This window comes from Streptomyces sp. NPDC005181 (genome assembly GCF_040608395.1).
Lineage (GTDB): Bacteria > Actinomycetota > Actinomycetes > Streptomycetales > Streptomycetaceae > Streptomyces.
Window position 1 is genome coordinate 32,737 of record NZ_JBEXID010000036.1, and the last position, 23,440, is coordinate 56,176.

Consider the following 23,440-nt stretch of genomic DNA (forward strand, 5'->3'; position numbering starts at 1 on the left):
ACACTATGACGGGGCGTTCACGGAGACGATGTGCCCCTGCGCGTCGACGGTGATCGCGACCCGCTCGACCTTGTTCGTCACGGCGAGCACCATCCACACGGCGCCCCACAGGAAGCAGCTGAACACCATCAGGATCGCGTGCAGCACGTGGTTGAGCGGCTGTCCCCTGACCATCACGACCTGCGTCTCGGCCCGGGACTCCACCCGCCAGCCGGTTGCGATCCGCTGATTGACCGCCCAGTCGAGGATCAGGCCGCGCTGTGTCGCATCGGGGGGCCGCCCGTCCGCCGAGTAATAGCCGGGCGGTGGCTGGAGCGCGCCCCATCCCTGTGGCTCGTCGTGGGGTTTCACGAGGTCACCTCCACGGGCCGGCGGTCCATTGCCCTCAGCCTGCCTCGGGCCCGAGCGCGACGCATCCGGAGCGGATCGAACCCGCCCTGACCTGCGTGTACCGCTCCGCACGGTCCGCTGTGGCGCAGTGCGCCGACCGGACACTCCCCAGCTAGGCGCAGTCCAGGTCTCGCAGGATGCGCTCGCACATCTCGTGGGTCTCAAGGGCGTCCCGGGCGCTCAGCAGCTTTCCGGCCCGCACAGCGTCCAGGAAGGACAGCACGCTCTGCTCGATGCCGCGCTGGCGGGCCACCGGCACCCAGTCGCCGCGTCGCCGCAGGCTCGGCTGTCCCTTGTGGTCGATCACCTCGGCAAGGTTCACCACCTCGCGCTTGGAGTCCTGTCCGGAGACCTCGAGCCGCTCCTCCGTCGAGCCGCTGAGCCGGTTCATCGCGCCGATGGCGGTGAATCCTTCGCCGGACAGCTGCAGCACGACATGGTGCATCAGCCCGTCACGGATCCTGGCCCGTGCGACGGTGTGCTCGACCTGGCCCGGCACCAGGAAGCGCAGGGTGTCGACGACATGGATGAAGTCGTCGAGCACCATGGCCCGCGGCTCCTCGGGCAGGCCCACCCGGTTCTTCTGCATCAGGATCAGCTCGCGGGGGTGCTCGATGCACTGCGCGTAGCCCGGCGCCAGCCGCCGGTTGAATCCGACGGCCAGGCTGACACCGCGCTCCTCGGCGAGATGCACCAGCCGCTCGGAATCGGCAAGTTCGTAGGCGAGCGGTTTGTCGACGTATGTGGGAATTCCCGCGTCGAGCAGCCGGCCCACGATATCCGGGTGTATGGAGGTCGGGGCGTGGACGAAGGCGGCGTCCAGGCCCTCGGCGATCAGCGAGTCGAGGTCGGTGTGGCGCTGCTCCGGCGGAATCCGGTGGGTCTCGGCGACGGCGGCCAGGGTGGCGGGGGTGCGGGTCTGCAGATGCAGTTCGACCCCCGGCAGGGTGGTGAGTACCGGCAGATACGCCTTCTGCGCGATGTCGCCGAGCCCGATACAGCCGACCTTCACAGGGGTCTCCCTCTCGCCCATGACCCGCCCGTGGCTACCGCTGTGACATGGGCGCGTCCTTCGTCCCGGCAGCATACGTGTGCTGCGGCGGCCGCCAGTCGGCTATGCCGTCGAAGGTGCGCAGGATGACCGGCATGACGACGCCCGCACGCTCCGAACCCGCCGTCAACGCCGCCGAACGCCCGATGCTGGAGGGCTGGCTCGGCCATCACCGCCACACCCTGGCGCTGAAGTGTGCGGGCCTCACCGACGCCCAGCTGCGCGAGGCATCCGCGGCGCCGTCGGAGCTCAGTCTGCTCGGGCTCGTGCGGTACATGGCGGAGGTGGAGCGCGGCTGATTGCGCGAGGTCCTGGCCGGCGAGGACGTAGAGCCGATCTACGGGACGGACGAGGACCGGGACGGCGAGTTCCATCTCACCGAGGCGGACACCTGGGAGAAGGACGCGACGATCTGGCAGGCGGAGATCGCGCGGGCCCGGGAGATCACCGCGAACGTCGGGCTGGACGACCTGCCGGTCGGCCTGAGCCGCAAGGGCGAGCAGTTCAATCTACGGTGGATCTACACCCACATGATCGAGGAGTACGCGCGGCACAACCGCCACGCCGATCTCGTCCGGGAGCGGATCGACGGCTCGACCGGCGGCTGATCCGCCCCGGAGCCGACTCGTGCCCGACCCGCACCCTCACCCCGGGGAACAACGGCAGCCGGGCGTTGCGGTGACCGGGGTCACTCGTGCGGGCCAATCATGGCTTTCCCGCTCCCGAGATGCCCTGCCCGCACAGCAGAGTTGCCCAGGTGCAACGAACCAGAATCGCCGTGAAGCTCCTGGTCGGGGTGGCAGTCACTGCCGTGTCCGGCTGCGTGTCCGTGGAGCCCCAGCCGGGCCTTGCGCCCCGGCCCCAGACCAGCAGGCCCGTCCAGGACCTGGCCCCCCAGATCGTCCGGCCACCGATCCGGGACACCCTGGAGGCTCTGCAGGACCCGAAGCCCTCCGAGGCGGCGTCCGGCCCGGCCGCCGGGGCCCCCTCGGGCACCCACCGCGGCGCGCCGCGCGCTCCCCGGCAGCGGGAGCATCCAGGTGTGACCGGGCCGTGGCCGGGTCACGCCCTGCGCGCGGTGCCCGCACCGGTCCCGGCCCTGCCGGCCTCCCCCGCCACCGGGACGGACGTCTGCGCACTCGGCCGGGGCTACGGCGGCTGGCCCGCGGGCAGCCCCCAGTCCCGGATCTGCGAAGACGCCTACGGCCACTGATCCCACAGCCGCCGCTCCAGCCGCCCGATCGCCGCTCGGACCCCTCCCCCGTACCCGTCGTCCATCCCGTCGTCCGCAAGCACGTCGGAAGCCTTCCGGGCCCGGTTCAGATGGATCCAGGCGGCTTCCGGGCGCTGGAGCTTCACATAGTCCGCCGCGAGGCTGAGATGGATCGCGGGATAGAAGGCCCGGACCGCGAGCGCGTCCCGGTGTTCCGCCGCCCGCTCGTCGGTCAGCCCCTCGGCGGCGGTCAACGCCCTCAGGTCCCAGGCCAGTTCATCACCGGGATCGTCCTGGGTGTCGGCCATGTAGTGCGCAAGGGTGCAGCGGTGAAGGGCGTCGCCGTCCTCGCCGATCTCCGACCAGAGAGCGCCGAAACGGTTCCGCGCCTCTTCCCGGTCGCCACCGTGCAGCAGCATGATCGCCTGGCCGATCCTGGTCATGACGGCGTCCCTCGACGCCTCCTGCTGCTGCTCCGTCACCGCGGTCTCCCTCGCGCCTGCCCAGTCGATCCCGGTCGGATCCGACCGCACCGGCCGCCGTGTCGCATCCGGCCGCTGCATCGCGTCCGGTCGCTGCGTCGCGCCCGATGAAGTCCGCTCGAATCCGGTCGGCTCGACGCTAGTCGCTGATGCGGGCAAACCCGCTCAGGCTCGGGCAAAGCACCGGAGCCTGTCGGGCAGGTGCCTGCGGTCAGCCCAGGTCGGGGATGCGCCAGTCGATGGGCTGGTGCCCCTGTGCCGCGACGGCCTCGTTGATCTGCGTGAACGGACGGGAGCCGAAGAACTTCTTCGCGGACAGCGGCGACGGGTGCGCGCCCTTGACCACCACATGGCGCTCCTCGTCGATCAGCGGGAGCTTCTTCTGCGCGTAGTTGCCCCAGAGGACGAAGACCGCCGGATCGGGCCGCGAGGCCACCGCGCGGATCACCGCGTCCGTGACCTTCTCCCAGCCCTTGCCCTTGTGCGAGTTGGCCTCGCCGGCGCGGACCGTCAGCACGGCGTTGAGCAGGAGGACCCCCTGCTCGGCCCACGGCATCAGATACCCGTTGTCCGGGTTCGGCAGGCCGAGCTCCTCCTTCATCTCCTTGTAGATGTTCCGCAAGGAGGGCGGCGTCCTGACGCCGGGCTGCACGGAGAAGCACAGTCCGTGCCCCTGCCCCGCGCCGTGGTAAGGGTCCTGGCCGAGCACCAGGACCTTCACCTTGTCGTACGGAGTGGCTTCCAACGCGGCGAAGACCTGCTCTCGAGGCGGATAGACCGGCCCCTTGGCCCGCTCCTCCTCGACGAACTCGGTGAGCTCCTTGAAGTACGGCTTCTGCAGCTCTTCGCCGAGGACGCCGCCCCAGGACTCGGGCAGCAGGTCGGTGTCGGTCACGTGAACAACCTCCGGTACGCACATCGGTTCTTGACCACAGAACCTACCGGGGGCCACTGACAATCGACCGGGCGAGCCCTACCAGCTGGCCTTGCGGTACAGCTCCCACATCTGCATGACCGTCTGCGGGTCCAGGGCGCGCTCGCCGCCGCCGATGTCCTCGCCCGCCGCCACGTACAGCTTGCCCTGCCACAGCGGCAGCAGCCGTACGTCGTCGACCAGGATCTTCTGGGCCCGCTCGAACTGCTTGCTGACCGCGCCCCGATCGCTCTGCTGGCGGCTCTGCGGCAGCAGTTGCTGGGTGATCTCGTTCTTCACGTACGGCATACCGGTGACGGTTTCCTTGCCCACGAAGGGGGCGATGAAGTTGTCCGGGTCCGGGAAGTCCGGGAACCAGCCGCGGCCGAAGACGGGGTAGTCGCCCTTGGTGTAGCCCGCCTGGAACGTCTTCCACGGGGCGCTTTTCAGCGTGATCCTGAACAGTCCGGAGGACTCCAGCTGCCGCTTCAGCTCAGCGAACTCGGGGGCCGTCGAGGAACCGTACCGGTCAGTGGTGAACCAGAGCGTCATCGCGACGGGCTCGGTGATGCCCGCCTTGACGAGGATCTGTCTGGCCTGCTCCTTGCTCGGGTCACCGAAGCTGTCGAAGAAGCTGGTGGTGTGACCTGCGATGCCCTTGGGCACCATGGAGTACAGCGGCTCGGCGGTGCCCTGGTAGACCTTGGCCACCAAGGCGTCCCGGTCCACGAGCTGGGCAACGGCCCGGCGGACGGCCGGGTTCCCGGCGGCCGGGTCCTCGGGGTTGAAGACCAGGAAGCGGATGTCGGCGCCTACAGTCTCGATGAGCTGCAGCTTGCTGTTCTCTTCCTTGTTGTCCTCGAGCTTGACGACCTCCTCGGCGGTGAGGCCTCGGTAGGTGGCGTCGATCTCGTTCTTCCGCAGCGCCTGGACCATGGGGGCGGACCCCTTGAAGTACCGGATGGTCACGGCATTGTTCTTGCGGTTGGCGAAGCCCTTGTAGCCCTGGTTCTTCACCAGCTCGGCCCTGTCCCCCGGCTGGTACGCGTCCAGGAGATAGGGGCCGGATCCGGTGATCTTGCCGTCCTCGCGGACCCGGTCCTTCGGGTAGTCGCTGGGCGCCACGAGAGACATCGCGGGGGTGGCCAGGACGAACGGGAAGGTGGCGTCCGGCTTGTTGAGGTGGAAGACGACCTTGTCGTCACCGACGGTCTCGATCCGGTCGAGCGAGCCGAGCAGGCCGACGGGGCCGCCCTTGACCTTGATGGTCATGATCCGGTCGATGGAGTACTTCACGGCCTCGGCGTCGAGCTTGTCCCCGTTGGAGAACTTCAGCCCCGTCTTGATGGTGCAGCGGTAGGCCGTGCTGGTCCGGTCGGTGAAGGTGCAGGACTCCGCGGCGTCGGGCTCGGGGCTCGTGCTGCCGGTAGGGAAACTCACCAGGGTCTGGAAGACATTGCGCATCAGCTCCCAGGAGTTGTCCCACGCCGCCGCCGGATCGAGAGTGGAGGGCTCGCTCGTGGTACCGACGACTATCTTCTGCTCGGCATCCGCTCCGCTGTCGGACAGCAGACCGCAGCCGGCCAGCAGTGAAAGGGAAGCAAGGGCTGCAGCGGCCTGCAGCCTGGCCCGGTAGAACACGTGCACGCTCCTCGATCAGCCATGGGTCGGCAGACCATACCGCAGCGCCTCGTCGGGTCAACCCATAGGCCCGACGAGGCACTTGAGTCATTCAGGGCCAAACCGGCTCAGGCTGCGCTCAGCTCACGCCCGCATTCAGGAAGATGCCTCCGTCGACCACCAGCGTCTGTCCCGTGATCCAGTCGGACTGGTTCGACGTGAGGAACGCGGCGGCGCCACCGATGTCCTCGGGGACGCCGAGCCGGCCGAGCGGGTAGGCCGCGGCAGCCTCTGCCTCACGGCCCTCGTACAGCGCCTCGGCGAACCTGGTCTTCACGACCGCGGGGGCGATGGCGTTGACCCGTACGAGCGGCGCGAACTCGTGCGCCAGCTGAAGAGTCAGATTGACCATGGCGGCCTTGCTCATGCCGTACGCGCCGATGAACGGCGAGGCGGAGATACCGGCGACCGAGGCGATATTGACGATCGCCCCGCCGTTCTCCTTCTGCCAGGCCTTCCAGGTCTGCTGGGCGAAGCCGAGCGCCGAGATCACATTGGTCTCGTAGACCTTGCGGGCGACAGCCAGGTCGAGCTCCGCGATCGGGCCGAAGACCGGGTTCGTACCGGCGTTGTTGACCAGGAAGTCGACGCGGCCGAACGCCTCCATGGTGCGCTCGACGGCCGCCGCCTGGTGCGCCTCGTCGTGCGCCTTGCCGGCGACGCCGATGACCCGGTCGGAGCCCAGCTTCTCGACGGCCTCCTTGAGGGCGTCCTCGCCACGCCCGGTGATGCACACCCGGTCGCCACGGGCGACGAGCGCCTCGGCGATGCCGTAGCCGATCCCCCGGCTCGCGCCCGTGATCAGCGCGACCTTCCCACTGTCCTGCACAGTCATGATCTCCGTTGCCCTTCGGGTCAGTTGAGCGGTCCGCCGGCGACGTACATGACCTGACCGGAGACGAAGCCGGCCTCGTCGCCCGTGAAGAAGGCGATGGCGTTGGCGATGTCCTCGGGGCGGCCGACGCGCTGCACGGGGATCTGAGTGGCCGCGGCGGCCTGGAACTCCTCGAAGCCCATGCCGACCCGGGCCGCGGTCTGCGCGGTCATCTCGGTGACGATGAAGCCGGGGGCGACGGCGTTGGCGGTGATGCCGAACTTGCCGAGCTCCTTGGCGAGGGTCTTGGTGAAGCCCTGCAGACCGGCCTTGACGGCGGAGTAGTTGGCCTGACCGCGATTGCCGAGCGCCGAGGAGGAGGACAGCGAGACGATACGGCCGAACTTGGCGTCCACCATGTGCTTCTGGACGGCCTTGGCCATCAGGAACGCGCCCTTGAGGTGCACGTTCATCACGGTGTCCCAGTCGGACTCGCTCATCTTGAAGAGCAGGTTGTCGCGGAGCACGCCCGCATTGTTGACGAGGATCGTCGGGGCGCCGAGCTCGGCGGCGACCCGCGCCACGGCAGCCTCCACCTGGGCGCTGTCCGACACGTCGCAGCCGACGGCGAGGGCGGTGCCCCCGGCGGCGGTGATCTTCTCGACGGTGTCCTTGCAGGCCGCCTCGTCGAGGTCGAGTACGGCGACGGCGCGGCCCTCGGCCGCCAGGCGTACCGCGGTGGCGGCGCCAATGCCGCGCGCCGCTCCCGTCACGATGGCGACGCGCTGCTCGGTGGTGGACATGCTTGGTTCTCCTCGCCCTTAGATCGCGGCTCAGCGGACGTCAGGAAGTTCCCGATGACTGAGCAACCGCTTAGTGCCTTCAGCAGACGAGACGCTAGAAGCCCTGGCACTCGGTGTCAACGGCCCACGGGGACAGCAGCGCATCTCACACCCGCCGGCGCCGCGGCCCCGGTGGGCACGGGCGGCGCCGACGGGCGGCGGATCAGCGCACCAGCAGGTCGAGCAGCCGCTCGACCTCGGCCGCCGGATCGGTGGTGAGGCCACTGTGCACGGCACTCGGCTGAACGACCGTGGAGCGCGGGGCGATCAGCCAGCGAAAGCGCCGGCCAGCATCGTCACCGGCGGCCTGGCCGGCCGCGTCGCCGCCGTCGCAGACGCCCTCGACGGCCCGCAGCGCCGCCCGCACACCGGCCACGTCGGCATGCGGGTCCAGGACTTTCAGCTTGTTCTCGTCGAGATGGGTCCGGGCGGCCACGAAGGACTTGGCGCGGCAGTACACCAGCACACCCGCGTTGAAGCACTCACCGCGCTCGACCCGGGGCACGACGCGCAGCAGCGCGTACTCGAAGACCTCGCGCTCGCTCACCGGCCGCCGTCCTTGCTGCTCTGCGCCGTAACGGTCAGGTCCGTGCCGGCCTGCTCGGCCGCGGTCTTCTCGGCCCGTTCCTTCTTGGTGGCGTGCGGCCACGGTGCGAGGTGCTCGGTGAGCCACCCCGGTGCCTGGGACGGCCTGGTCTTCGTGGGTGCGTCCATCGAGATCCGCTCATGGATGGTGGCGGCGCGCGCCAGCAGCGGCTCCGCGTAGGCACGGCGCAGCGCGTCGGTCGTGTCGAAGCCCGGCTCGTCGACCAGCCACTCGTCGGGCACCTCGGCGGTCAACTCGGTCAGCAGCTGCTCGGTGACGAGGGGGGCGAGCTCGGCGGCCGCGGCCGCGATGTCCGGGCCGAAGGGCGCGAGAACATGGTCGGAGGCGTTGTACGGCTTGGCGGCCGATGCCCGTACACCCGGCCAGTTGTGGTGCCAGATCATGGTGGCACCGTGGTCGATGAGCCAGACATCGCCGTGCCAGACCAGCATGTTAGGGTTCCGCCACGATCGGTCGACATTGTTGATCAACGCATCGAACCAGACGATCTTCCCGGCCTCTGCCGGGTCCACCTGGTAGGCGAGCGGATCGAACCCGATCGAACCGGGCAGATAGTCCATTCCGAGATTCAGCCCGCCGCTCGCCTTGAGCAACTCCTGCACCTCCTGATCCGGCTCCGCGAGCCCGATGACCGGGTCGAGCTGGATCGTGACGAGTTCCGGGACCCGCAGTCCCAGCCGTCGGCCGAGCTCCCCGCAGATGACCTCCGCGACGAGGGTCTTGCGGCCCTGCCCCGCGCCGGTGAACTTCATGACGTACGTACCGAGATCGTCGGCCTCGACGATGCCCGGGAGCGAGCCGCCCTCACGCAAGGGCGTGACATAGCGGGTCGCTGTGACTTCGGTGAGCATCGCCCCAGGTTACTGGGGTGCACCGGACATGCCTGAACGGATTTCGCAGCCGATCACCACCGGGAGGAATACCGAAATGACGATGGCCGAAGCCGCCGGGACCGACTCCGACGCTCTGCCGCTGCAGTCCGCCCGCACCATGCGCTTCTCGCTCGGAGAGCCCCGGCAGTTCACTGTCTCGCCCGACGGCGAACGGGTGCTGTTCATAAGGACGACGGGCGGCACGGACCCGGTGAGCCGGTTGTGGCTCTACGAGGACGGCGCGGAGCGGATGCTCGCGGACCCGGCGGCCGTGCGGCGCGGCGACGGGCACGGCGGCGAGGTGCCGCAGGAGGAGCCGGCGCGCCGGGAGCGGGCACGCGAGATGTCGTCGGGAGTGGTGTCGTACGCGACGGACGCGGACGTCCGGATCGCTGCTTTCGCGCTCCGGTGTGAGTTGTGGGTGGTACGGACGGACGGCGCCCCGCGCCGGATCGCCACCGCCGGTCCGGTGGTCGATCCGCGGCCTTCGCCCGACGGCACCTGGATCGCGTACGTCTGCGGGGGCGCACTGCGGCTCGTACGGAGCGACGGGACGGACGATCGGCCGGCGGCCGCCCCGGAGCAGCCCGAGCATGTCACGTACGGGCTCTCCGACCACGTGTCGGCCGAGTCGCTCGGACGCCCGCGCGGCTACTGGTGGTCGCCGTCCGGCGATGCGCTGCTGGTGGCGCGCGTCGACACGTCCATGGTGCAGCGCAGGTACCTCAGCGATCCGGCCCATCCGGAGCGGCCGCCGCGCGTGATCGCGTACCCGGCGGCGGGTACGGCGAACGCGGAGGTGTCGCTGCACCTGGTGCGGGTGTCAGGTGAACGGGTCGCGGTCCTGCTGCCCGCGTCGGCCGGACCCCACCACCCCGGAGGGACGTGGACGGACCCGGCGTTCGAGTACGTCGCGACGGCCGACTGGGACATGCGCGGGCCCGTGGTCTCGGTGCAGACGCGCGACCAGCGTTCGGTGTACGTCCTGGCGGTGGATCCGGCCACGGGAGAGACCTGGACTCTGCACCGCGCCCACGACCGCGCATGGGTCGCACTCCGGACGGGAACGCCGCTGCGCCTTCCGTCCGGGGCGCTCGTCGTTCCCGCGCAGCCGGGCGGCGACACCCAGGGGCTCGAAATCGGCGGCCGTACGACACCCCCGGGGCTGGAGGTCCGTGAGGTCGTCGGCGCCGTTGGCAACCGGGTGTTCCTCACCGCGAGCGAGGAGCCGACGGAGATCCATGTCTGGTCGTACGCGGCCGGGGCACCCGGGGACGCTCCTCTGCGCCGGACCGAGGTGCCCGGCGTGCACACGGCCGCGGTGGGCGGCCCCACGGTCGTGCTGGACAGCCGGACCCCGGAGGGACAGACGGTGACCGTGCTGCGCAACGGCTCACCCGTGGGACGGATCGCGGTCCTCGCCGAGGCTCCCGTGGTCGCCCCGCGGCCCCTCGCGTTGAGCCTCGGGGTGCGGAAGCTCCGCAGCAGCCTGTATCTGCCGTCGTGGCACCAACCGGGTGACAACCCGCTGCCCGTGCTGCTCAGCCCGTACGCGGGCCACGGCCTGCAGCTGGTCCTGCCGGTGCGAAGCTGGTGGGCCGCGGTCGCCCAGTGGTTCGCCGAGCAGGGGTTCGCGGTGCTGGTCACGGACGGCCGCGGCACTCCGGGGCGGGGCGAGGCCTGGGAGAAGTCGGTGCGGGGTGACCGGCTGACGGCTGTCCTGGAGGATCAGATCGACGCGCTGCACACGGCAGCGGCGCGGTACCCGCAGCTGGACCTGGGGCGGGTGGCGATGCGCGGATGGTCGTTCAGCGGCTATCTCGCCGCCGCGGCCGTGCTGCGTCACCCGGAGGTCTTCCACGCGGCGGTCGCAGGTGCGGCGCCGACCGACCGGCGACTGTACGACACCCATTGGGAGGAACGGTTTCTCGGCCATCCGGATGTGGAGCCGGAGACGTACGAGCGCAATTCGCTGCTCTCCGAGGCGCACCGGCTGACGCGGCCGCTCATGCTGGTGCATGGATGTGCCGATGACAATGTCGCCGTCGCCCACATGCTGCGGTTCTCCGCAGCACTGCTGGCCGCGGGGCGGCCGCACACCGTGCTGCCGCTCTCCGGAACGAGCCACCTGGTCACGCAGGAGGAGACGGCGAGCAACCTGTTGCTGCTGGAGCGGGACTTTCTCAAGAAGTCCCTGAGCCATTGAACACGAGGTCCCGGCGGCGCGTACCCCTGGTCGAAGTCATGAACACCGCGGAAGGGAAAGCCAGCATGAGCGCATCGCAGGAGCACGAGGTCCATCTCGGGCGTCGCACCGTTGTCGCAGGCGTCGGTGCGGCCGGGGTGGCTGCCGTACTCACCGCGTGCGGAAGCCCGAAGGACTCGGGCGGCTCGGATACCGTCGAGCCGGCCAAGGGTGCGACCGGCGATGGCGGGAACGTTCTCGCGAAGACCGCCGACATCCCGGAGGGCGGCGGGAAGATCTTCGCCGACAAGGGTGTTGTGGTGACGCAGCCGAAGGCCGGGGAGTTCAAGGCGTTCTCGTCGAAGTGCACCCATAGGGGATGCGCGGTGTCGAGCATCTCGGACGGCACCATCAACTGTCCCTGCCACGGCAGCAAGTTCGACGCGGCGACGGGCGATGTGGCGGGCGGCCCCGCCACCGAGCCGCTGCCCGCCGCGACGATCACGGTCGAGGGCGACTCGATCATGCTCGCGTCGTAGCCCTTCGGGGGCTCTGCCAGCAGTCCAGCACCTCCCGCGTGGTGGTGACGGTGGCAACGAGCGCGAGCGTGTTGCGGATCATCGCGGGGGTGTAGTCGGATGGCACCCCCGCGATGGCATCGGACGGCACGACCGCCGTGTAGCCGAGATTCACCGCGTCGAAGACGGCATTGGGGATGGCGACGTTGGCGGAGACCCCGGTGACGACGAGGGTGCGGCAGCCGAGATTGCGCAGCAGGGCGTCCACGTCCGTGCCGGCGATGGGTGACAGGCCGTGGAGTCGGCGTACGACGATGTCCTCGTCCGCCACCTCGATGGGTGCGGCGATCCTGACCGCCGTGGTGCCGGAGTGCTGTTGTACGGGCAGTCGTCCGGCGGCCCGGAAGAGGCGGGCGTTGCGGTTGGCACCGCGCCCGTCGGGGCGCCGTTCGGCGACCGCGTGCAGCACCTGGACTCCGGCCTCGTGGGCGGCGGCGACCAGTCGGGCAACGTTCTGCAGGGCGCCGGAGGCCCGGGCTTCCTTGGCGAGTTCAGGCAGTGCGCTGTCCGGGCCCACGACACCCTGCTGGCACTCGACCGTCAGCAGGCAGGTGGTGGCAGGATCGAGGTGCTCGGCAAGCTGTTCCCTGGACGGCACGGCTGCCCCTCTCGGTAATGCGAGGTGACGGACCTCTCCTGACGGACCGGGCGCGCGAGGCTAACGGCCATTGCGCCAGGAGGGAAGAGGCTCCATGATTTCTGACACATGGTCAGTCAGCCGAAGGAGGCGTCCATGACCGTCATCCAGCGACGGGGCCGTCGGATCATGATGACGGAGGCGGAACGCGACACGTACCTCGCAGAGCAGCGCACCTGCCGGGTCGCCACCGTCTCCGCCGACGGCCGCCCGCACATCGGCGCACTCTGGTTCGTCTGGGACGGCGCCTCGCTGTGGCTGTACTCGATCACCCGGAGCCTGCGCTCGTCCCAGCTGCGCCACGACCCGAGGATGGCCGTGGTCGTCGACGACGGCGCCGAGTACGGAGAGCTGCGCGGCGTCGAGCTGTCCGGCGAGGCGGTCTTCGTCGGCGAGGCCCCGCGCACGGGCGAGGACTGCCCTGAATTGGTGGGGCCGGAGCGGCTGTTCGCAGCGAAGTACTTCGGGATGGACGTCATGCCGCACGACGGACGACACGCGTGGCTACGGCTCACTCCGCAGGCGGTCACGTCGTGGGACTTCCGGAAGCTGGCGGACCTGAGCTGAGGTGTCGGCGCCACCGCGCCCCCGTCTCCCTGACGGGGGTGCGGTGTCTCCCGCCCGGCTCACTCCTCGCCGTCGCCGTCCACCGGTGCGTCCAATTCCCGGCCCGCCGCCCGCAGCGCCGTGACTGCTGCCCTGATCGACGGGCGGCGATCCGCGTCCGTCCGCCATACGGCGTGCACATGCCGCCGCATCTTCTGCCGTACGGGCACAAGACGTACCCCGTCCGGTACCACCCCCCGCCCCAGCCGGGGCGCCACACAGACGCCCACCCCGGCGGCGATGAGCGCGAGCTGGGTGTGGTGCTCGCCCGCGAGATGGGCGATGCGCGGTTCGATGCCCTTCGAACGCAGAGTGAACATCAGCCAGTCGTGGCAGAACTCGCCCTCCGGCCAGGAGATCCAGTCGTCGTCGGCGAAGTCCTCCAGATCGACCTCCACCCGGTCCGCGAGCGGGTGGTCGGCCGGCATCGCTATGTCCGGCGCGTCGTCGAGCAGTTCGGCCATGGTGAGACCGCCGGGAACCGGCAGCCTCTTGTTGCTCCAGTCGAGCACCACCGCCAGGTCGATGTCGCCCCGCAGCACAGCACGGATTCCGACCTCGGGTTCCAGTTCCGCTGTGCGTACCCTCAGCTCGGGGTGGTCCGCGCGCAGTGCGGCAAGCGTCGCGGGGAACAGTCCGCGCGCCGCGGTCGGAAAGGCCGCCAGCCGCACCTCACCCACCACCTCGCCGCGCTGGGCCTCGATGTCGGACTGGGCCAGTTCCACCTGGGACAGGATCTTGGCGGCATGGTCGGCGAGCAGTATTCCCGCGTCGGTGAGCCGGACCCCGCGGCCGTTCTTGGCGAGGAGCTGCTGTCCCACCTCGCGCTCCAGCTTCGCCAGCTGCTGCGAGACCGCTGATGTGGTGACATGCAGACCGTCGGCCGCGCCACTGACCGAACCGAACCGGGCGAGGGCGTCCAGGGTCCGCAGGCGCTCCAAGTTCAACATATAAGCAATGCTACGCGAACGCTCACACAAAGTCTCACTTGTCCTACGCGGTTGAATTCGTCATGGTTGATCTCATGACCGCCCCTGCCGTGCCCACCGAGCCCGCATCGAGCACCGCCAACGTGCCACCGGCCCCGACTCGGACAGCCATCACTGCGGCCCCCGCTCCTGCCGCCGCCTCCGCCCGCCGTCCCGTGCTGGACTGGCGGATCCGCTTCGGGGCGCTCTCGCTCATCTGGGGCTTCAGCTTTCTCCTGATCAAGGTCGGCACCGAGGGGTACGCCCCGTTCCAGGTCACCCTCGGCCGCCTGCTCGCGGGTACGGCGGTGCTCGCCGTCGCCATGGTGGTGCGTCGCGAGCGGCTGCCACGCACCGCCCGCACCTGGGGCCATCTTGCCGTCGCCGCGTTCTTCCTCAACGCGCTGCCGTTCTCGCTCTTCGCCTACTCCGAACTGACCATCCCGTCGACGCTGGCCGGCATCTGCAACGCCACCTCACCGCTGTGGGGCATGGCGCTGTCGCTCGTCGCACTCTCCGAGGACCGGCCGACCCGTCGCCGCGTGGCCGGACTCGGTCTCGGCTTCCTCGGCGTGCTGACCGTGCTGGGCGCCTGGCAGGGCTTCTCCGGACTGGACTTCAGCGGTACGGCGATGGCACTCCTCGCCTCGCTCAGCTATCCGATCGGCTGGATCTACGTCCGCAGGACACTGGCGGGCAGCGGCACGTCCACCCTTGCCCTGACCGGCAGCCAGCTCTTCCTCGGCACGGTGCAGATCGCGCTGGTCACCCCGCTGTTCACCGCGGCACCCGACGGATTCCCGCTGCTGCCGACGCTCGCCGTCGTCGCTCTGGGGGCGCTCGGTACTGGACTTGCGGTGCTGCTTCAGTACGGGCTGGTCGAGGAGGTCGGCCCGACGACCGCGCAGATGGTCACGTACTTCATTCCGGTCATCGCCACCGCGGCCGGGGTCGCCGTGCTCGGCGAGCAGCTGAGCTGGAACACGCCGGTCGGCGCACTGATCGTCCTGGCAGGAGCCGCCCTCACCCAGAGCAGGGCCCGTACACGCAAGCCTGCACCGCGCTCCTGGCCGGCCACTCGTCAGGGCCCGCGTCAGCCATAGCTCATCGGCCGGGGCGGTCCCGCCGCTGCCGCCACCGCGTCGGCCAGTGGCGTGATGTCGGCCGCAGTGAGCGGTGACACGGTGAGCCGGATCCCCTGCGGCGCGGCGACCCGGAACCGTGCCCCGGGCGCCACCGCCCAGCCCGCGTTCAACAGCCGGGCCACGGCCCCGGTCTCGTCGCTCACCGGCACCCACACATTCATGCCGCTGCGGCCGTGCGCCTCGACGCCACGCACCCTCAGCGCCTGTACGAGCGCGTCGCGCCGCTCCCCGTACGCCCGGGCGACCGCGTCGGAGTCCACCGCGCCCGAGCTGAGCAGGTGCACCACGGCCCGCTGCAGCAGCCTGCTGACCCAGCCGGGCCCCAGCCGCTGCCGCCCCAGGACCCGGTCGACCGTGACCGCGTCCCCGGTCAGCGCGGCAACCCGCAGATCGGGTCCGTACGCCTTGGCGACCGACCGGACGAACACCCACCGGTCCGTGGCACCGGCCAGCGGGTGCAGCGGCAGATCGACGATGGCGTGCCCGTGGTCGTCCTCGATCAGCAGCACTCCTCGGTGGCCGGCGAGGACACACCGCAGCTCCTCCGCCCGCGCGGCCCCGATCGCGGCGCCCGTCGGGTTCTGCGCGCGGTCGGTGACCACAAGTGCGCGGGCACCGGCGCTCAGCGCGCGCTCCACCTCGTCGGGCAGCGGCCCCTCGTCATCGACGGCGATCGGCACGGGACGCAGCCCCAACGCCGGTACGAGGTCGAGCAGGGCGCCCCAGCCGGGATCCTCGACAGCGACCGCGTCACCGGGCTTCAGGTGGGCGACCAGCACCCGCTCGATCGCGTCCAGGGATCCGGACGTGACGGCCACGGGCCCGGCCGGCACACCGTCGGCGTCGAGAGCGGCACGCACCAGAGCCGCGAATTCGGGATCCACGGGCGCCTCCCCGTACATTCCGGGCCGTTGCGCATACGCGCGCGCAGCCGCCGCGAACGCCCCGTCCAGCGGCGGCAGCAGTGCCGGGTCCGGGTTCCCCTTCCCCAGATCCCGCACGCCGGGCGGCGCCTCCACACTGAGCGAGCCGCGCGCCGTACTCGCCGGGCGCGGGCGCACCCGGCTCCCCCTGCGCCCGGCCGTCTCGATCACTCCGCGCTCGCGCAGGGTGCGGTAGGCGGCCGCCACCGTATTCGGATTGACCTCCAGCCGGGCCGCCAACTCCCGCATGGGCGGCAACACTTGGCCCGGCGCGAGCTCACCCGACCCGACCGCACGCTCCACACTCGCGGCAATTTCCGATGCACGCCGCCCGACGATCCGATACTCTTCTAGCACAAATACAAATATGCACTAGTGCAATGGAGTTGGCAATGCCGGACGCCGCACCGCCGCAGACCACGGGCCCGGAGACAGCAGCCTCGTACGAACCGACCGAGCGGACCGTCCCGACCCGTTCCCGGGAGCGCGCCTCGTACGACCGGGAGCTGGTCCATTCGATACTCGACGAGGCGTACCTCTGCCATCTCGGCTTCGTCCGCGACGGCGCGCCGGTCGTCCTGCCGACGCTGTTCGGCCGGATCGGTGAGCGGCTGTACGTGCATGGTTCGACCGGCTCCCGGCCGCTGCGGGCGGCAGACCAGGAGGACCCCGGCCTGCCTGTCTGTCTCACGGTGACGCATGTCGACGCTCTTGTGCTGGCCCGCTCCGCCTTCCACCACTCGATCAACTACCGCTCCGTGGTGGTCCATGGCGTCGCCCGTACCGTCACCGACCCGCAGGAGCGGCGCATCGCGCTCGACGCGATCGTCAATCATGTCGTTCCCGGCCGGGCCGCCGACTCCCGTCCGGCCAACGGGAAGGAGCTCGCCGCGACGGCCGTGATCAGGCTCGATCTCGACGAGGTCTCCGCGAAGGTGCGAACCGGAGGCCCGAACGACGAGCCGGACGATCTCGCGCTGCCGCACTGGGCGGGCGTCGTGCCGCTGGCCCATGGCTACCGTGCGCCGCAGCCGTCGGACGATCTCGATCCGGCCATCGCCGTGCCCGACTATCTGACCGTTCTCTGACAGGGTTCCGGGAGCGCGGGTCCGCTACGAGGGGGTGGGCCCGCGCTCCCGGACGACCGTTCAGCGTCAGGCCGGAACGGCCGCCCGGCGACGGGCGTTCGACGCACTGCGCGTCTCGGCGACGGCGAGCCCCGCGACCGCTGTGAGCAGCAGCAAGGTGCCGACGACTGTGGCCGCGGTGAGCGGCTCACGGAGCACGGCAACAGCGATGACCGCCGCGCTCACCGGTTCGAGCAGCATGATCACGGACACGGTCGCGGCCCGCACCACCGCCGCGCCCGCGAAGTAGAGCGCGTAGGCGAGCGCGGTCGGGACGGCTGCGACGTACACCAGCAGCCACACCACCTGGGCGGCGTCCGCGGTGTGTGGCACGAGCCCTTCGGCGGCCGCCATCGGCAGCAGCCCGAGTGCCCCGATCCCGAACGCCCAGGCACTGGTGGCGAGCGCGTCGGAGCCACCGCCGTCGCGGCCGAGCCACCGGGTGAGCAGGGTGATGGCGGCGTAACCGGCAGCGGAGAGCAGCGCCAGCGCGACCCCGGCGGGCCGCACCGTACCGCCCTCACCGCCGAGCACCAGCACGGCGAGCCCGGCGAGCGCGCCCACCACCGCGGCGAGTCCGCCGCCGCCCAGCCGCTCCCCCATGGTCAGCCGCGCGCCGACCGCGATGAGCACGGGCCCCGCCCCCAGCGTCACCACGGTCCCGACCGCGAGGCCGGTCGCCTCCACGGCCGCGAAGTACGCGCTCTGGAACAGGGTGAGGCCGACGCCGGTCCCGATGATGCGCAGCAGCCGGCGCCGCCGTGACTCGGCGGGGGCGGCGGTGCGCCCGGGCCGCAGGACGAGCGCGGCAAGCAGCAGCACCAGGCCGCCTACGCAGCGCCAGAACGACAGGGCGAGAGGGCCGAGATCGCTGACCCGGAAGATCAGCGAGGCGGCAGCCCCCGCGGTACCCCAGGCCACTCCGGCAACGATCAGATAGAACAGGCTCCGCCCGACGGGCAGGCCGGCAGCAGGATTCGACACGTGACTTCTCCACGGGAAAGACAGGACGATGGTCGCTCGGCTCCGCACACGGGCAGCGACGATCCGCTCGGGGACTGCCCGAGCCCGGTCTTCGTCAGGAGTGGCCGCCCGAGCTAGGCGGCAGGCGGCGGAAGTACGGTCGAGTGCATGATCGGCACATTACGTGGCGGCACGCTCGGCGGGCAACTCCTCCTCGGCGGCCGCCGCACGGCCCCCGCCCCGCGCCTCGCCGCGGTCTGCATGCGCCCCTTGGCTCCGCTCCTCGGCGTGAGCCTCGCCCGGCCCCGATGCGACGGGCCCGGAAGGCGCCTTCGGCGTCGACGACTGGGCGATGAACGCACCGATCAGCACCACGGAACCGCCGATGAGCTGGGGCGCGGAGAGGTGTTCGCCGAGCAGGACCCAGGCGAGCACGGTCGCGATGACCGCCTCCAGACAAGCGACGACACCCGCGACCGCCGGGGAGAGCAGCCGCACCGAGATCACACCGGTGACGTAGGCGATCACGGTGGCGAGCAGCACGATCCAGACGAGCAGCAGCCACGCGGGCGCATCCGTCCCGTTCATGGCCGCGCTGCCGCCGAGCAGGGACCAGTCCATGCCCCAGGGCCGTGCAATCACCGTGAGAACGACCGCGCCTATCAGCAGTCCGTACGCGATGACGCCGACCGGATGCGGAGGTTCCGCGCCCGCCGCGCTGTCCTGGCTCCCCTGGTCGGAGAGGACGAAGTAGCCGACCTGGCAGCACGCGGCGCCGAGGGCGAGCAGCAGCCCGACGGCGTCGAAGCTCAGCCCGGACCACACCTCGACCACACAGGCGAGGCCCCCGACCGCAAGGACGACGCCGACCGCGGCGGCCCGGGTGACCGGACGGCGCTGGACGAACCGGACCCAGCCGAGAACGAGCGCAGGCGCCAGATACTCGACGAGCAGCGCCACACCGACGGGGATACGGGAGATAGCGGCGAAGTAGCAGGCCTGGAGGCCCGCGACGGCGAGCAGCCCGAAGCCCACCAGCAGGACCGGCCGACTGCGTACGAGATCGCGGTGGCGCCAGGCCACAGGCAGCATGACAAGGGCGGCGCCGGCCACCCGTAGCCACACCACATGAAGCGGGTCGAGCCCCGCCTCGATCAGCGGCTTGGCCGCCACCCCGGAACCACCGAATGCGAACGCCGAGGCCAGGGCTAGTCCCAGGCCGGCGCTTCTCCCCTGAGACGCGTGCATCGGGACATCATGACAGCTGCCGTCAGGACCGTCACCATGGTCACCACTGTCATGCGCGTCGTACGGATCACGCCCCCGCAACGTCAGCTCTGCCGGGAAGCCTTCGCGATCCGGTCCGCGAGCAGCGCCGCGTCGACACCGGCCCGTTCCAGCACCTCGACGGCCCGGCACTCCTGGTCCGCCGCCAGCGCGGCGAGCAGATCAAGGCCCCCGGCCCGCGCGTCACCGCGCAGTTCCGCCCGCCCGCGCGCGCCCTCCATCGCCGAGACGGCCGAGGGCGACCAACCGTCCACCCCCGCCTCCGGCACCACGGGCACCGCACCGGAGTCCTCCACGGCGCCCTGCCAGCGGAGTCCGTAACCGATGGAGCGCTGCACGAGGTAGCCCAGCACCTTGGCGAGTTGCGGCCGGCCGTCGAAGGCCGCGCGGACCTCCGGGTCCGACTCGATGAGGGAATGCAGCAGATGAGCCGTGTCGATCTGCCGGTCGCCGTCACGCAGTGCGCGCCTGCGGGCACCTGTCACCACCGAGGCCAGCTCCACAGTGAGAATGGCGTCGAGCTCAGCACGGTTCGATGCGGGCTGCTGAGGGATCCGCGGCGTCCGGTTTTGCACCCTCTCACCCCATCAGTCCTGTGGCGCGCGGGCATCCCCGGAGGGGCCCATTTACACATCCCACCGAAGTTGGGCACATCAGAGCGGTTCCTCCTCCTTACGGATGAGATCTCGCCATTGACGGAACCGATCCCGGGAACCAGCGCGCGCCGCCTTGCCCTGCGATCCCGGAGCAACCGCTGGCCGCCCCGTACACGTCACTCACGCGACACCACTTTTGCGACTGCCCGATGGGAGTGCCGGAGTGTCATGGATGGTCGCCCTGCCGGCGATCGACGGACGGGAGTACGTCTACCGGGTCCACGCACCCTGCGACGCCCTGCTCGCCGACCTGTTCTGGGCGGCGTTCCACTGCCGTGACGACGGCCCGCATCCCCGCGCCTTCGACCGCTTCGACGCGGCGTTGATCTGGCGGGCGGCCCGGACCCAACAGATCTGACGGTTCATCAGTATTGAATGTTCTCGCTACTGCGGCTACGTTCCGCGACACCGTAACCCGACGAGAAGGGGTGGTCGCATGGCCGAAGTCAGTGCCGAAGCGCGTATCGAAGCACCGGCCGAGAAGGTCTGGGCCCAGCTGACGGACTTCACCGCGTACGGCCAGTGGAACGCCACCCACACCAGCTTCCCCAAAGGCGGCCCGGCCACACTCGAACTCGCAGCCACCTACGAGGAGAACATGAAGCTCATGGGCTTCCCCGCCGAGGTGACCTGGACGGTGGAGGAGCTGGAGACCGCCCGGCTGCTGACCACCAAGGGCAAGGGCCCCATGGGCGTCAATCTGGCCATGCGCTACTCACTGACGCCCGACGGCGATGCCACCACGGTCCGCATCGACGGAGAGTTCACCGGCGCCGCGGTCTCCCTCATGGCGGGCAAGCTCAAGGACTCGGCGACCGCCGCGCTCGCCGAGTCGCTCCGCAAGCTGAACGGACTGGTCGCCGCCTGACCGCCTCCGGACGGACGAGGGGCCCCACACCTCGGCCACGGGGCCCCTCGCAGCGCACCCATCGGGTCAGTGCTCGTCGGCAAGGATCAGATAGAGCTTCTTACGGGCGTCATTGATCACCGAGAGCGCCTTCTGGCGCTGATCGGCCGAGCCGGTCTTCCAGACCTGACCGAACGCCTCCATCAGACCGAAGCCGGCCTGTCGGATCTCGTTCACGCTCTCCCAGTCGACCCCGCGCCCGGCCTCCTCCCAGGGCGCCTCGGACCCGGACTCCGCCTCGGTGCGGCCGCTGTCGGTGAGCGTGAACAGCTTCTTGCCGCCCTCGCTCGCGCTGATGATCAGCCCCTCGTCCTCCAGCAGCTGAAGGGTCGGGTAGACCGAGCCGGGGCTGGGCCGCCAGGCCCCGCCGCTGCGCTCGCCGATCTCCTGGATCATCTCGTATCCGTGCATCGGCCGGTCCTTCAGCAGCGCCAGGATCGAAGCGCGGACGTCACCACGACGCGCCCGCCCCCGGCCGCCTCCGCGACCGCGTCCCCCGCCGAAGGGGCCCCCGCCGAACGGACCTCCACCGAACGGCGGACCGAACTGCCCGAAAGCGGCGCGGCGCCCCTCGAAGTCACCCCGACCTTGATGACCGGGCCCGCAGTGCCCATGTCCGTGCCCATGCTCGTGCTCGTGTCCATGTGAACGCATCGCTACGCTCCTCCCATCGTTGACCTGTCGCGATGCGTCAACGATATATCGGAACCGGTCGTACGGCAATCGCCTTGTAGGGGCCTTGCTGTCCTGTGTCAGAGAAGGTTGAGCATGGCCACGGAAAATGTGGTGGCCAGTAGGTCCGCGTCACCGAAGCCTGAGCAGCGGCCACAGCGACCGGGCGGCAACCTGCGGAAGCATCACTCGGCCCCGCACCCCCACCCCGACAGCCGTATTCACTTCCTGTTCACCGGGCAACCATCCACCCGCCGCGCGTGTCTCACAGTCGAGCCCTCACGCCTCGCGCACCATTGGCTCTCCGCACGCGGTTCATGGAGGAATTGTGGGTATTCGCACCTTGGTGGCAGCCGCCGTCTGCACGGCCACGGCGCTTTCCGGCAGCATGGCCTCCGCGGCGCCCGCAAGTACCACGGCGGGCCCGGCCGCCACCACCGAACGGGAGGACTTCAACGGCGACGGCTACCAGGACCTAGCGGTCTCCGCCCCCGCCGCCACCATCAACGGCCACTCCTGGGCGGGCTACATCGCCATCAGCTACGGCTCCGCGCAGGGCCTCGGCACGGCGCACACCACGATCATCACCCAGGGCACCCCGGGCGTGCCCGGCACTCCTGGTGACGACCACGGCTTCGGCTACCGGATGTTCGCCCGCGACCTCGACGGTGACGGCCTCACCGACCTCGCCCTGGTGACCAACGAGGCGCTCGCGGCCACGAACAACTCCGGCTCCGTCATCATCCTCTGGGGCCGCAGCGGCGGCGTCACCGGCCAGGGCTCGGTGCGCATCCCGGCGCCCGTCAACGCCACTGTCGGCGCGAACCTCACCGCCGGCGACTTCGACGGCGACGGCAAGACGGACCTGATGATGTCTCACAGCGACGACTACGACCTGCGCAGCGTGATGTACGGGCCGTTCACCCGCGCCGGGGCCCCCGCCCGCGAGCAGCAGGTGACCATGTTCAGCACGGACAACTCCATCATCACCACCGCGGCGGGCGACTTCGACGGCGACGGCATCGACGACCTGTGCACCTTCTACGCCTACGAGGAGCACGCCGAAGGCGGCAAGCTGTGGCGGGGCACGGCTCACGGCCTGTCGGCGACCTCCACCCCGCTGCCCTCCGCCGCCACCACCGCGGTCGGCGATTTCGACAGGGACGGCAAGGCCGACCTCGCCGCCAGGGTGATCCCGAACGGCATCACGGAGGATCTCCCCTACGACGCCGGGAGCGTCAAGATCTACTACGGCTCGGCGTCCGGCCCGAGCACCACCCGGACGAAGACCATCACGCAGAACACCACGGGCGTGCCCGGAGTCAGCGAGAAGGGCGACCAGTTCGGTGCCCGGCTCAACGCCGGCGACGTCAACGGCGACGGTTACGCCGACCTCGCCGCAGGCGTTCCCTTCGAGGCCATCGGCACGACCAGGGCAGCGGGCTCGGTGGTGCTGCTGAAGGGCGGCTCGGGCGGCCTGAGCGGCACCGGCGCGCAGGCGTTCCACCAGAACACGTCGGGCGTCCCCGGCGTTGCGGAGGCCGACGACCACTTCGGCGGCGCGGTCCGGCTGCTCGACATCAACGGCAACGGGAAGGCGGACCTCGCGGCCGGCGCCCCCGGCGAGAACCTCGGCACGGTCGCGGACGGCGGCGCGGTGTGGTCCCTGCGCGGCGCCTCCTCGGGCCTGACCGCCACGGGCGCGTTCGCCTTCAACCCGGTCGACCTGGGTGCCCCGGTACCCGGCGCCCGCTTCGGAATGGACCTCTCGAACGACAACGGGCCGAACTTCGGCTGAGCACCTGACCGGAAGATCCCCCGGGCCCGACGATCGGACGAGTGGCCGTCCCGGACCCACATCCACAAAGCGAACAAGCTCAGAGGTCGATGCCACGCGCTCAGCCTTCGATGGGACACTTGCG

Annotated in this window: 25 protein-coding genes and 1 pseudogene; 10 read left to right on the plus strand and 16 right to left on the minus strand. The window is 70.4% G+C overall.

What is annotated here, in order from left to right; translation table 11 throughout:
• Positions 1-3: 3 nt before the first annotated feature.
• Both ABZV38_RS22725 and ABZV38_RS22730 read right to left on the minus strand, forming a co-directional pair.
• Complete coding sequence (locus tag ABZV38_RS22725) at positions 4-351, minus strand: hypothetical protein (RefSeq protein WP_356329624.1); 348 nt, start codon at positions 349-351, stop codon at positions 4-6.
• Between the two features lie 151 nt (positions 352-502).
• The gene (locus ABZV38_RS22730; protein WP_356329700.1) at positions 503-1,402 is read right to left on the minus strand and encodes a Gfo/Idh/MocA family oxidoreductase; all 900 of its coding nucleotides are present in this window, start codon (positions 1,400-1,402) and stop codon (positions 503-505) included.
• Between the two features lie 134 nt (positions 1,403-1,536).
• Between ABZV38_RS22730 and ABZV38_RS22735 the strand changes: the two are divergent.
• Positions 1,537-2,049: pseudogene (locus ABZV38_RS22735) on the plus strand (DinB family protein).
• A gap of 149 nt (positions 2,050-2,198) precedes the next feature.
• Positions 2,199-2,654, plus strand: coding sequence for a hypothetical protein (locus ABZV38_RS22740; protein ID WP_356329626.1), 456 nt, complete (start codon positions 2,199-2,201; stop codon positions 2,652-2,654).
• Here ABZV38_RS22740 and ABZV38_RS22745 read toward each other — a convergent pair.
• The 7 genes from ABZV38_RS22745 to ABZV38_RS22775 all read right to left on the minus strand — a co-directional run bounded on the left by ABZV38_RS22745 (position 2,642) and on the right by ABZV38_RS22775 (position 8,843).
• Entirely contained in the window at positions 2,642-3,097 is a 456-nt protein-coding gene (locus ABZV38_RS22745) for a hypothetical protein (protein ID WP_356329702.1), read from the minus strand. The genes ABZV38_RS22740 and ABZV38_RS22745 overlap by 13 nt on opposite strands.
• A 250-nt stretch (positions 3,098-3,347) precedes the next feature.
• A complete protein-coding gene (locus ABZV38_RS22750; protein WP_356329628.1) occupies positions 3,348-4,031 on the minus strand; it encodes a uracil-DNA glycosylase in 684 nt (227 codons plus the stop codon).
• 78 nt (positions 4,032-4,109) lie between these two features.
• The gene (locus ABZV38_RS22755; protein WP_356329704.1) at positions 4,110-5,690 is read right to left on the minus strand and encodes an ABC transporter substrate-binding protein; all 1,581 of its coding nucleotides are present in this window, start codon (positions 5,688-5,690) and stop codon (positions 4,110-4,112) included.
• A 118-nt stretch (positions 5,691-5,808) separates the two neighbouring features.
• Positions 5,809-6,564 carry an SDR family oxidoreductase gene (locus ABZV38_RS22760; RefSeq protein ID WP_356329630.1) on the minus strand — a complete coding sequence of 252 codons (756 nt, stop codon included), beginning with the start codon at positions 6,562-6,564 and terminating at the stop codon, positions 5,809-5,811.
• 20 nt (positions 6,565-6,584) lie between these two features.
• A complete protein-coding gene (gene fabG, locus ABZV38_RS22765; RefSeq protein WP_356329631.1) occupies positions 6,585-7,346 on the minus strand; it encodes a 3-oxoacyl-ACP reductase FabG in 762 nt (253 codons plus the stop codon).
• 202 nt (positions 7,347-7,548) lie between these two features.
• On the minus strand, positions 7,549-7,932 hold the full coding sequence (locus ABZV38_RS22770; RefSeq protein ID WP_356329633.1) for a DUF3037 domain-containing protein: 384 nt from the start codon (positions 7,930-7,932) through the stop codon (positions 7,549-7,551).
• Positions 7,929-8,843: a HipA family kinase gene (locus ABZV38_RS22775; RefSeq protein ID WP_356329634.1), complete on the minus strand. Its 915-nt coding sequence runs from the start codon at positions 8,841-8,843 to the stop codon at positions 7,929-7,931. The genes ABZV38_RS22770 and ABZV38_RS22775 overlap by 4 nt, the downstream gene beginning before the upstream one ends.
• An 82-nt stretch (positions 8,844-8,925) precedes the next feature.
• Between ABZV38_RS22775 and ABZV38_RS22780 the strand changes: the two genes are divergently transcribed.
• Together ABZV38_RS22780 and ABZV38_RS22785 are read left to right on the plus strand one after the other, a co-directional pair.
• The gene (locus ABZV38_RS22780; protein ID WP_356329706.1) at positions 8,926-11,070 is read left to right on the plus strand and encodes a prolyl oligopeptidase family serine peptidase; all 2,145 of its coding nucleotides are present in this window, start codon (positions 8,926-8,928) and stop codon (positions 11,068-11,070) included.
• Positions 11,071-11,135: 65 nt separating this feature from the next.
• Positions 11,136-11,588, plus strand: coding sequence for a Rieske (2Fe-2S) protein (locus ABZV38_RS22785; protein WP_356329636.1), 453 nt, complete (start codon positions 11,136-11,138; stop codon positions 11,586-11,588).
• Here ABZV38_RS22785 and ABZV38_RS22790 read toward each other — a convergent pair.
• Positions 11,572-12,225, minus strand: a complete 654-nt coding sequence (locus ABZV38_RS22790) for a cysteine hydrolase (protein ID WP_356329638.1) — start codon at positions 12,223-12,225, stop codon at positions 11,572-11,574. The genes ABZV38_RS22785 and ABZV38_RS22790 overlap by 17 nt on opposite strands.
• Before the next feature lie 135 nt (positions 12,226-12,360).
• Here ABZV38_RS22790 and ABZV38_RS22795 point away from each other — a divergent pair, with 135 nt between their 5' ends.
• Complete coding sequence (locus ABZV38_RS22795) at positions 12,361-12,831, plus strand: pyridoxamine 5'-phosphate oxidase family protein (RefSeq protein WP_356329639.1); 471 nt, start codon at positions 12,361-12,363, stop codon at positions 12,829-12,831.
• A gap of 59 nt (positions 12,832-12,890) precedes the next feature.
• On the opposite strand, the gene ABZV38_RS22800 is transcribed toward ABZV38_RS22795, so the two are convergent.
• Positions 12,891-13,820, minus strand: a complete 930-nt coding sequence (locus ABZV38_RS22800; protein ID WP_356329641.1) for a LysR family transcriptional regulator — start codon at positions 13,818-13,820, stop codon at positions 12,891-12,893.
• A 74-nt stretch (positions 13,821-13,894) separates the two neighbouring features.
• On the opposite strand from ABZV38_RS22800, the gene ABZV38_RS22805 reads away from it, so the two are divergent.
• On the plus strand, positions 13,895-14,941 hold the full coding sequence (locus ABZV38_RS22805; protein ID WP_356329643.1) for a DMT family transporter: 1,047 nt from the start codon (positions 13,895-13,897) through the stop codon (positions 14,939-14,941).
• Here ABZV38_RS22805 and ABZV38_RS22810 read toward each other — a convergent pair.
• A complete protein-coding gene (locus ABZV38_RS22810) occupies positions 14,932-16,263 on the minus strand; it encodes an aminotransferase class I/II-fold pyridoxal phosphate-dependent enzyme (protein ID WP_356329645.1) in 1,332 nt (443 codons plus the stop codon). The genes ABZV38_RS22805 and ABZV38_RS22810 overlap by 10 nt on opposite strands.
• Before the next feature lie 35 nt (positions 16,264-16,298).
• On the opposite strand from ABZV38_RS22810, the gene ABZV38_RS22815 reads away from it, so the two are divergent.
• Entirely contained in the window at positions 16,299-16,994 is a 696-nt protein-coding gene (locus ABZV38_RS22815) for a pyridoxamine 5'-phosphate oxidase family protein (RefSeq protein WP_356329647.1), read from the plus strand.
• 66 nt (positions 16,995-17,060) lie between these two features.
• On the opposite strand, the gene ABZV38_RS22820 is transcribed toward ABZV38_RS22815, so the two are convergent.
• The 3 genes from ABZV38_RS22820 to ABZV38_RS22830 all read right to left on the minus strand — a co-directional run bounded on the left by ABZV38_RS22820 (position 17,061) and on the right by ABZV38_RS22830 (position 19,858).
• Positions 17,061-18,017 (minus strand): DMT family transporter, encoded by a 957-nt coding sequence (locus tag ABZV38_RS22820; protein ID WP_356329649.1) that lies wholly within the window; start codon positions 18,015-18,017, stop codon positions 17,061-17,063.
• Positions 18,018-18,176: 159 nt separating this feature from the next.
• Positions 18,177-19,244, minus strand: coding sequence for an EamA family transporter (locus ABZV38_RS22825; protein WP_356329651.1), 1,068 nt, complete (start codon positions 19,242-19,244; stop codon positions 18,177-18,179).
• Between the two features lie 83 nt (positions 19,245-19,327).
• On the minus strand, positions 19,328-19,858 hold the full coding sequence (locus ABZV38_RS22830; protein WP_356329653.1) for a Clp protease N-terminal domain-containing protein: 531 nt from the start codon (positions 19,856-19,858) through the stop codon (positions 19,328-19,330).
• 244 nt (positions 19,859-20,102) lie between these two features.
• Between ABZV38_RS22830 and ABZV38_RS22835 the strand changes: the two genes are divergently transcribed.
• Complete coding sequence (locus tag ABZV38_RS22835; protein WP_356329656.1) at positions 20,103-20,297, plus strand: hypothetical protein; 195 nt, start codon at positions 20,103-20,105, stop codon at positions 20,295-20,297.
• 78 nt (positions 20,298-20,375) lie between these two features.
• Positions 20,376-20,807, plus strand: coding sequence for an SRPBCC family protein (locus tag ABZV38_RS22840; RefSeq protein ID WP_356329658.1), 432 nt, complete (start codon positions 20,376-20,378; stop codon positions 20,805-20,807).
• A 66-nt stretch (positions 20,808-20,873) separates the two neighbouring features.
• On the opposite strand, the gene ABZV38_RS22845 is transcribed toward ABZV38_RS22840, so the two are convergent.
• Entirely contained in the window at positions 20,874-21,500 is a 627-nt protein-coding gene (locus ABZV38_RS22845; protein ID WP_356329660.1) for a PadR family transcriptional regulator, read from the minus strand.
• 346 nt (positions 21,501-21,846) lie between these two features.
• Between ABZV38_RS22845 and ABZV38_RS22850 the strand changes: the two genes are divergently transcribed.
• On the plus strand, positions 21,847-23,316 hold the full coding sequence (locus ABZV38_RS22850) for an FG-GAP-like repeat-containing protein (protein ID WP_356329662.1): 1,470 nt from the start codon (positions 21,847-21,849) through the stop codon (positions 23,314-23,316).
• Positions 23,317-23,440 lie beyond the last annotated feature (124 nt).